Source organism: Stenotrophomonas sp. SrG (assembly GCF_050031795.1).
Taxonomy (GTDB): Bacteria; Pseudomonadota; Gammaproteobacteria; order Xanthomonadales; family Xanthomonadaceae; genus Stenotrophomonas; species Stenotrophomonas rhizophila_A.
On the sequence record NZ_JBNBBE010000010.1, the window covers coordinates 162000 to 169236 of the forward strand.

Annotated in this window: 5 protein-coding genes and 3 tRNA genes; 4 read left to right on the top strand and 4 right to left on the bottom strand. The window is 67.2% G+C overall.

What is annotated here, in order from left to right:
* Positions 1–118: 118 nt before the first annotated feature.
* The 3 genes from ACQG3P_RS11615 (at position 119) to ACQG3P_RS11625 (ending at position 5358) form a co-directional block, all read left to right on the top strand.
* Positions 119–1960, top strand: coding sequence for a methyl-accepting chemotaxis protein (locus ACQG3P_RS11615; protein WP_426805115.1), 1842 nt, complete (start codon positions 119–121; stop codon positions 1958–1960).
* A gap of 466 nt (positions 1961–2426) precedes the next feature.
* A complete protein-coding gene (locus tag ACQG3P_RS11620) occupies positions 2427–3311 on the top strand; it encodes a helix-turn-helix domain-containing protein (protein ID WP_426805116.1) in 885 nt (294 codons plus the stop codon).
* Between the two features lie 184 nt (positions 3312–3495).
* Complete coding sequence (locus ACQG3P_RS11625) at positions 3496–5358, top strand: methyl-accepting chemotaxis protein (RefSeq protein WP_426805117.1); 1863 nt, start codon at positions 3496–3498, stop codon at positions 5356–5358.
* Positions 5359–5411: 53 nt separating this feature from the next.
* Here ACQG3P_RS11625 and ACQG3P_RS11630 read toward each other — a convergent pair.
* Positions 5412–5498: transfer RNA gene (locus ACQG3P_RS11630), tRNA-Leu, on the bottom strand.
* 124 nt (positions 5499–5622) lie between these two features.
* On the opposite strand from ACQG3P_RS11630, the gene ACQG3P_RS11635 reads away from it, so the two are divergent.
* Complete coding sequence (locus ACQG3P_RS11635) at positions 5623–6003, top strand: response regulator (protein WP_217538681.1); 381 nt, start codon at positions 5623–5625, stop codon at positions 6001–6003.
* Here the strand turns inward: ACQG3P_RS11635 and ACQG3P_RS11640 are convergent.
* The 3 genes from ACQG3P_RS11640 to ACQG3P_RS11650 all read right to left on the bottom strand — a co-directional run bounded on the left by ACQG3P_RS11640 (position 5985) and on the right by ACQG3P_RS11650 (position 7236).
* Positions 5985–6941 carry an SOS response-associated peptidase family protein gene (locus tag ACQG3P_RS11640; protein WP_217538682.1) on the bottom strand — a complete coding sequence of 319 codons (957 nt, stop codon included), beginning with the start codon at positions 6939–6941 and terminating at the stop codon, positions 5985–5987. The genes ACQG3P_RS11635 and ACQG3P_RS11640 overlap by 19 nt on opposite strands.
* Positions 6942–7027: 86 nt before the next feature.
* Positions 7028–7103, bottom strand: a tRNA-Glu gene (locus ACQG3P_RS11645).
* A 57-nt stretch (positions 7104–7160) separates the two neighbouring features.
* Positions 7161–7236: transfer RNA gene (locus tag ACQG3P_RS11650), tRNA-Ala, on the bottom strand.
* Position 7237 lies beyond the last annotated feature (1 nt).

Sequence of the window (7237 nt, forward strand, 5' to 3'; positions counted from 1 at the left end):
CTTCGCAATCGGCCCCACCCCGCAGACGTCTTCGCAGGTCCCGAAGCCAACGTGATTCCGCGCCGCACAGCACCCGCGTCGCATCCCCATCAGCTGATCGGACATCGAGGATATGGAAATGCTCAGCTCAAGCATGCAGTTGCCCCTGTCGGGAGCGGACACGGCTTCCGCCCCCGCTTCGCGCTGGCGCCCGTTCGCCGAGCTGTTCACCGCTCGCCGCGCGCTGCGCGACGACGCCCGGCAGGCCGCACAGCACCAGGCCGAGCTGGAAGCGCAGGTCGCCGCGCTGCACCGGGTCCAGGCGGTGATCGAGTTCGCGCTCGACGGCACCATCCTGACCGCCAATGCCAACTTCCTGCAGGCGCTCGGCTACTCGCTGGACGAGGTGCGCGGGAAGCACCATGCCCTGTTCGTCGACCCGGCCCAGGTCGCCACGCCGGCGTATCGCGAGTTCTGGGCGCGGCTCGGCCGCGGCGAGTACGACGCCGGCCAGTACCGCCGGTTTGGCAAGGGCGGGCGCGAGATCTGGATCCAGGCCTCGTACAACCCGGTGCTGGACCCGAACGGGCGCCCGTACAAGGTCGTCAAGTTCGCCACCGACATCACCGCCCAGATGATGCAGGCGGCCGATTTCGCCGGCCAGCTCGCGGCCATCAACAAGTCGCAGGCGGTGATCGAGTTCAGCCTCGATGGCCGCATCCTCGGCGCCAACGAGAATTTCCTGGCCACCACCGGCTATACGCTGGAAGAAGTGCGCGGCCAGCACCATGCCATGTTCGTCGCCGCCGACTACCGCGGCAGCGACGAGTACCGCGCGTTCTGGGACAAGATGGGGCGGGGCGAGTACGACGCCGGCCAGTACCGGCGCGTCGGCAAGGGCGGACGTGACATCTGGATCCAGGCGTCCTACAACCCCGTGCTGGACGTGGACGGCCGCCCGCTCAAGGTGGTCAAGTACGCCACCGACATCACCGCCCAGGTCCGCGACAGCCAGGCCCTGCAGCAGGCGGTGGCGCAGATCCGCGAGGTGGTGGCGGCCGCGCAGGGGGGCGACCTTACCGGGCACATCGCCGTCGATGACAAGACCGGCCCCATCGCCGAACTGTGCTGCGGCATCAACGCGCTGGTCGAAGCGATGGCCGGCATCATCGGGCAGATCAAGTTTGCCGCCGACACCATTGCCCTGGGCGCCAGCGAGATCGCGGTCGGCAACGCCGACCTGTCCCAGCGCACCGAGCAGCAGGCCGCGTCGCTGGAGGAAACCGCGGTATCCATGAAGGAGCTGGCCGATACCGTGCGGCGCACCGCCGACAATGCCCGCCAGGCCAGCGAACTGGCCAGTGGCGCGGTGGGCGTGGCGGCGCAGGGCGGGCAGGTGGTGCACGAGGTGGTGTCGACCATGGCGCTGATCAACGAGTCCTCGCGCCGCATCGTCGACATCATCGGCGTGATCGACGGCATTGCGTTCCAGACCAACATCCTGGCGTTGAACGCGGCGGTGGAAGCGGCCCGCGCGGGCGAACACGGGCGGGGATTCGCGGTCGTCGCGGCGGAAATCCGCTCGCTGTCGCAGCGTTCGGCCGGCGCGGCCAAGGAGATCAAGCAGCTGATCACCGACTCGGTGGACAAGGTCGGTACCGGCACCAGCCAGGTCGAGAGCGCCGGGCGCACCATGGACGAGATCGTGGTCAACGTGCGGCGGGTCAGCGACCTGATGACCGAGATCAGCACGGCCACCCGCAAGCAGAGCGAGGGGATCACCCAGATGAACCGGGCGGTCGACCAGATCGACGAGGGCACCCAGCAGAACGCCGCGCTGGTCGAGGAGGCCTCCGCCGCGGCGCGCAGCATGGAAGAGCAGGCCAGCCAGCTGCTGCAGACCGTGGCAGCGTTCCGGGTGGATGCGGCGGTGGCCACGGCGCTGCGCCAGGGCGCACAGCCGGTACTGCGGCGGGTCTGAAACCCGGCGCCCTGCCAACGGCCGGATCCTTGTAACCGCGCCAGGGCACCCCGGATGGCGGGTGCCGGGATTATGTCGGGAAGAAACTACGCAGTTTACGGGCGGGGCCGTTTTCCAGGCCCGGCAACGGGGTGCTGGACAGTCCCCACCGTCCAGGCACCCCATCGCGAGGCGGGCTCATTCTTACTGGCGCAGTTTCAGGGCCGCTACGTAAAGTTCGCCAAATCAGATGAAATAAACCATGACCAATAGCCGTGCACGGGCCTGTTCACGTACCGTAGAGTAGGCGCGGTTCCGCAGTGCGGCGCGCGCGAAGATCGATTGATCGATCTACTTCCTGTTATCTAAATCGATCCAGAAAATAATGCCCTCCCTGATTTTCCCGGACTTCGAGGCATATTCAAATTCAGTCAAGGGAATTGACAGCCATATACGGGTTACCGGGCGGGGTGATGGCGCGTGGGTGTTGAATCTGCTCGATCTCGGCGAGGTCATACTGCTGCACGGCATGGACGGCGCCCCCGTGGTGTACCGCGGCGCACCGCTCGCTTCGCGTTTTGCGGCCTACCTGGCGCTGCCGGGAAGCCAGACCGAGGTGGACGGCCAGCACGTGGGCGAGGCCGAGGTCTCCTGGCTGGCGCCACGGATCGAAGTGCATGGCTTCACCCGGGTGCCTGCGCGCTTCCTGTGCATCGACGTGGCCGAACAGCTGCTGCTGGACCAGGCCGCGCACATCGATGGACTGGAGGTGTGCCGGCTGTACCGCACCGGCAACATCACCTCGAGCCCCACCATGGTCGCCGATATCGGCGGGATGGTGCGGCGCGCGCTGGACATCCACGACCGCGACCCGGAGGCATTCGCGCAGGCGGGCGCGCGACGCGCCTTCGCTGCCCAGCTCAGCGCGCTGCTGCTGCAGTGCCACCTGCAGGCCGCCGGCGAACCTGCGGTCGCCCGGCGCGGTCGCCCACCGCTGCCGCGCCGGGAGATCGTCCGCCGCGGCATCGAGCACATCCAGCGCAGCCTGCGCGGCGAAGCGGCGTTTTCGGACATCCCGTTCGCCGTAGGGGCCTCGCAACGTTCGCTCAACCGGGCGTTCGACGACCTGTTCGGGATGGCGCCGCACCAGTTCTATCTCGTCGAGCGCCTGCATGCGATCCGCAGCGCGCTGCGCTCGGCCGCGCCAGGCGATACGGTCACGGGCATCTGCTCGCGGTTCGGGGTCTGGGATCTGGGGCGGATGGCGGCGCTGTATGCCCGCATGTTCGGGCTGCAGCCGGCCCAGGAGCTGTCCCGGGCCCTCGCCGGCAAACCGTCGGCGACCGGGGCCACGTCCACGCGCAGGCGCTGAGCCGATATCGCCCTAAAGTTCTCCCGGCGGCTGCCGCTGACGGAAATGCAGTCGATCTGTTTTGCCCACGGAAGGGACGCCAGCACCACGGCGGTCTTCGTGAGTCCCCAAGCGTTCTTGCGTACTACCCCGGGCGTGTCGCCCGGCGTAGCCCATTGAGCTTGTTGGAACCGAGGAAACATCGATGTCCATCGCAGCCCTGCAGTCGCCGGCGTCTCCCCGCACCGGTGCCTCCACAGCCACGTCTTTCCTGCGCTCGCTCGGCGCGCTCGCCTTCTCGCCGCGGGCCACGCGGCAGGCCAGCACCGCCCTGGCCCAGCGCCATGCCGAACTTGAAGCGCAGGTCGCTGCGCTGCACCGGGTACAGGCGGTGATCGAGTTCGACCTGGAGGGCACCATCCTCCAGGCCAATGACAACTTCCTGCAGACCCTCGGCTACACGCTGGAGGAGATCCGTGGTCGCCACCATTCCATGTTCGTCGACCCGGAGCACGTGCGCAGCAGCGCCTACCGCGAGTTCTGGGCGCGGCTCGGTCGCGGCGAGTTCGATGCCGGCCAGTACCGGCGGGTGGGCAAGGGCGGCCGCGAGATATGGATCCAGGCGTCCTACAACCCGGTGTTCGACAGCAGCGGCCGGCCGGTCAAGGTGGTCAAGTTCGCCACCGACATCACGGCCCAGCAGATGCAGGCGGCCGACTTCGCCGGCCAGCTGGCCGCGATCAATACCTCGCAGGCGGTGATCGAGTTCAGCCTGGACGGCTGCATCCTGTCGGCCAACGACAACTTCCTGGCCACCACGGGCTACGCGCTGGATGAAGTGCGCGGCCAGCACCATTCGATGTTCGCCGAACCCGAGTACGCCCGGAGCGCCGAATACCGGCAGTTCTGGCAGAAGCTTGGCCGGGGCGAGTATGACGCCGGCCAGTACCGCCGGCTGGGCAAGGGCGGGCGCGAGATCTGGATCCAGGCGTCCTATAACCCGATCTTCGACATGAACGGCCGTCCGTTCAAGGTGGTCAAGTACGCCACCGACATCAGCGCGCAGGTGCGTGATGCGCACGCGCTGGCGGCTGCTGTCGCGCAGACCCGCGAAGTGGTTGCCGCCGCACAGGCCGGCGACCTGGGCAGGCGCATCGATGCCGGCGACAAAACCGGCGCCATCGCCGAGCTGTGCGAGGGCATCAATGCCATGGTCGAAACCATGGGCAGCGTCATCGGCCAGATCCGCGTTGCCGCCGACGCGGTAGCGCTGGGCGCCAGCGAGATCGCCACCGGCAATGCCGACCTGTCCCAGCGCACCGAACAGCAGGCCGCGTCGCTGGAGGAAACCGCGGTGTCGCTGCAGGGCCTGACAGGCACCGTACGGCAGAGCGCCGAGGACGCCCGCCAGGCCAGCCAGCTGGCCGGCGGCGCGGTGGACGTGGCCGCACAAGGGGGCAGGGTGGTCAGCGAGGTGGTCACCACCATGAGCCTGATCAACGCCTCGTCGCGCCGCATCGTCGACATCATCAGCGTGATCGACGGCATCGCGTTCCAGACCAACATCCTGGCGCTCAACGCGGCCGTGGAAGCGGCGCGTGCCGGCGAACACGGGCGCGGCTTTGCCGTCGTGGCCGGCGAGATCCGCTCGCTGTCGCAGCGGTCGGCCAGCGCGGCCAAGGAGATCAAACAATTGATCGACGACTCGGTGGACCGGGTCGGCACGGGGACCGCCCAGGTCGAGAGCGCCGGCCGCACCATGCAGCAGATCGTGGACAGCGTGACGCGGGTCGATGCCCTGATCGCACGCATCAGCACCGGAGCGCAGCAGCAGAGCGAAAGCATCGGCCAGATCAACCAGGCGGTGGAGCACATCGACCAGAGCACGCAGCAGAACGCGGCGCTGGTGGAAGAGGCATCGGCGGCCGCGCGCAGCATGGAAGAGCAGGCCACCCAGCTGCTGCAGACAGTGTCCGCATTCCGTGTCGACGGCGCGGTGGCCCAGGTGCTGCGCCAGGCGGCGCAGGGGAATACCCCGGGTGGACCGGCCGCGCTGCGGCTGGTCTGAGTGCGCAGCAAAAGCAGAAGGCCAGATCTTTCGATCTGGCCTTCTGGATTCCATGGTGCCGAAGGTGGGACTCGAACCCACACGCTTTTAAGGGCGGCGGATTTTGAGTCCGCTGCGTCTACCGATTCCGCCACTTCGGCTGGCTGGCCGCGTAGTGTATACAAACCCGGCCGGATTGGGGAGGTCTGAATCGTTCAGTCGACCCCGGGCCTTCATTTTTCCGCGACGTTATACTCATTGCGCTGAACGATACAGGGAACGGCGATGAGCGCGTTGCAGGGTCTGCGGGTACTGGTGGTGGAAAACGACGCGATGAGCGCGTCTTTGCTGGAGATGCAGCTGATGCACGCGGGCGCGGTGATGGTCGGGCCGGCGTCGTCGGTGGCCGAGGCACTGCACCTGATCGAAGAGGCTGCGCCGCAGATCGTTCTGCTGGATTACCGCCTGGCCAATCACGAGACCAGCGACCCGGTTGCCGATGCGCTGACCGCGCTTGGCATTCCCTTCGTGGTGGCCACCGGCATGGCGCATTTCCAGCTGCCCGAGGCGTTCCGCGCGGGCAGGGTGCTGACCAAGCCCTATCTGGCCGTTGAGTTGAACCAGGCGCTGACCGCTGCGCTGCAGGATCACGCCGCCTCGGCGTAATCCAGCTCGACCGGCTCGCGGTCGTCCAGGATGCGGTACAACGCGGCCAGATCCTGCGGATCTGGATTCAGCCACGCATCCAGGTTTTCGCGTCGGATCGGTACGATGCAGCGGTCATGCCCGGCTGCGGCCACGTCGCGCGGGGGTTCGTCGGTGATGGCGGCGAACGAGAGCAGGCGGCCCTCGGGGCCTTCCCATTCCGACCACAGGCAGGCGATCAACAGATCGCGCGGTGGCTGCGGGCGGAATTCGAGCACCACGTTCTGTGGATTCTCGCCCGGTGCCAGGCTGCGCTGTTCCAGCGCATGGCGGGGCACGTGTTCGTAGAACGATTGCACGACGACAACGCCGTGGTGGTGGCCGAACGCGTTCTTCCAGTAAGCCTCGAGGCTGTCGCGGCGGGCGTTGTAGGTGCCCGGATAGAGCGCGTCGTTCCGTGCGGGCTTGTCGGGCAGGCGGCACTGGTAGCGCATCGGCTTGATCACGCGCTGGCCATGTTCGGACACGATCACCGGGGCGTATACGCCGGGAAAGATGCGGCTGTCGCGCGGCAGCAGGCCGGTGCGGTGCAGGTCGGCCAGGCGTGCCTGGGCGCGGTCAACGCGGTTGCCGGCAATGCGGATGTCATTGCGGGCCTTCTGGGTGGGGCGGTGCGCCAGGCTTTCTTCGGCCTGCTTCCGGCGTGCGGACTGGACGCGGATTTCCTCGTCCAGCGCCTGCATTTCTTCGGCATGCCATTGCTGGATCTTCGCCACGATATCCTGGCCCTGCGCGGTGCGCGCACCGGCAAAGCCATCGTCCATGGCCTTGGGGGTCTTGGGGCGTTGCTTGCCGGCGTCATGGGCGTAGAGCTGGGCGAACTCGTCCAGCGAAATGGCGGCGCCGAACTCACGAACCAGCTTGGTGTAGTCGGCGCGGATCTGGGCGGAATAGCACATGGGCCTGGACCGGAGGGGTATCAACTGTGGGTTGATACGCTACCAAACAAAAAGCCCCGGCATTGCCGGGGCTTTCTGCGTTGTATTGGCGTCCCCACGGGGATTCGAACCCCGGTCGCCACCGTGAAAGGGTGATGTCCTAGGCCTCTAGACGATGGGGACGCACGAAAACCTGAATTTTAATGCTGCATCCATCCGATCGGCCTAATGACCGGATGTTGGTGGAGCCAGGCGGGATCGAACCGCCGACCTCCTGCATGCCATGCAGGCGCTCTCCCAGCTGAGCTATGGCCCCA

Coding starts and splice junctions, on each gene's coding strand:
- ACQG3P_RS11640 (WP_217538682.1), bottom strand. CDS start 6,941: ATGTGCTATTCCGCCCAGATCCGCGCCGACTACACCAAGCTGGTTCGT.
- ACQG3P_RS11635 (WP_217538681.1), top strand. CDS start 5,623: ATGAGCGCGTTGCAGGGTCTGCGGGTACTGGTGGTGGAAAACGACGCG.
- ACQG3P_RS11625 (WP_426805117.1), top strand. CDS start 3,496: ATGTCCATCGCAGCCCTGCAGTCGCCGGCGTCTCCCCGCACCGGTGCC.
- ACQG3P_RS11615 (WP_426805115.1), top strand. CDS start 119: ATGCTCAGCTCAAGCATGCAGTTGCCCCTGTCGGGAGCGGACACGGCT.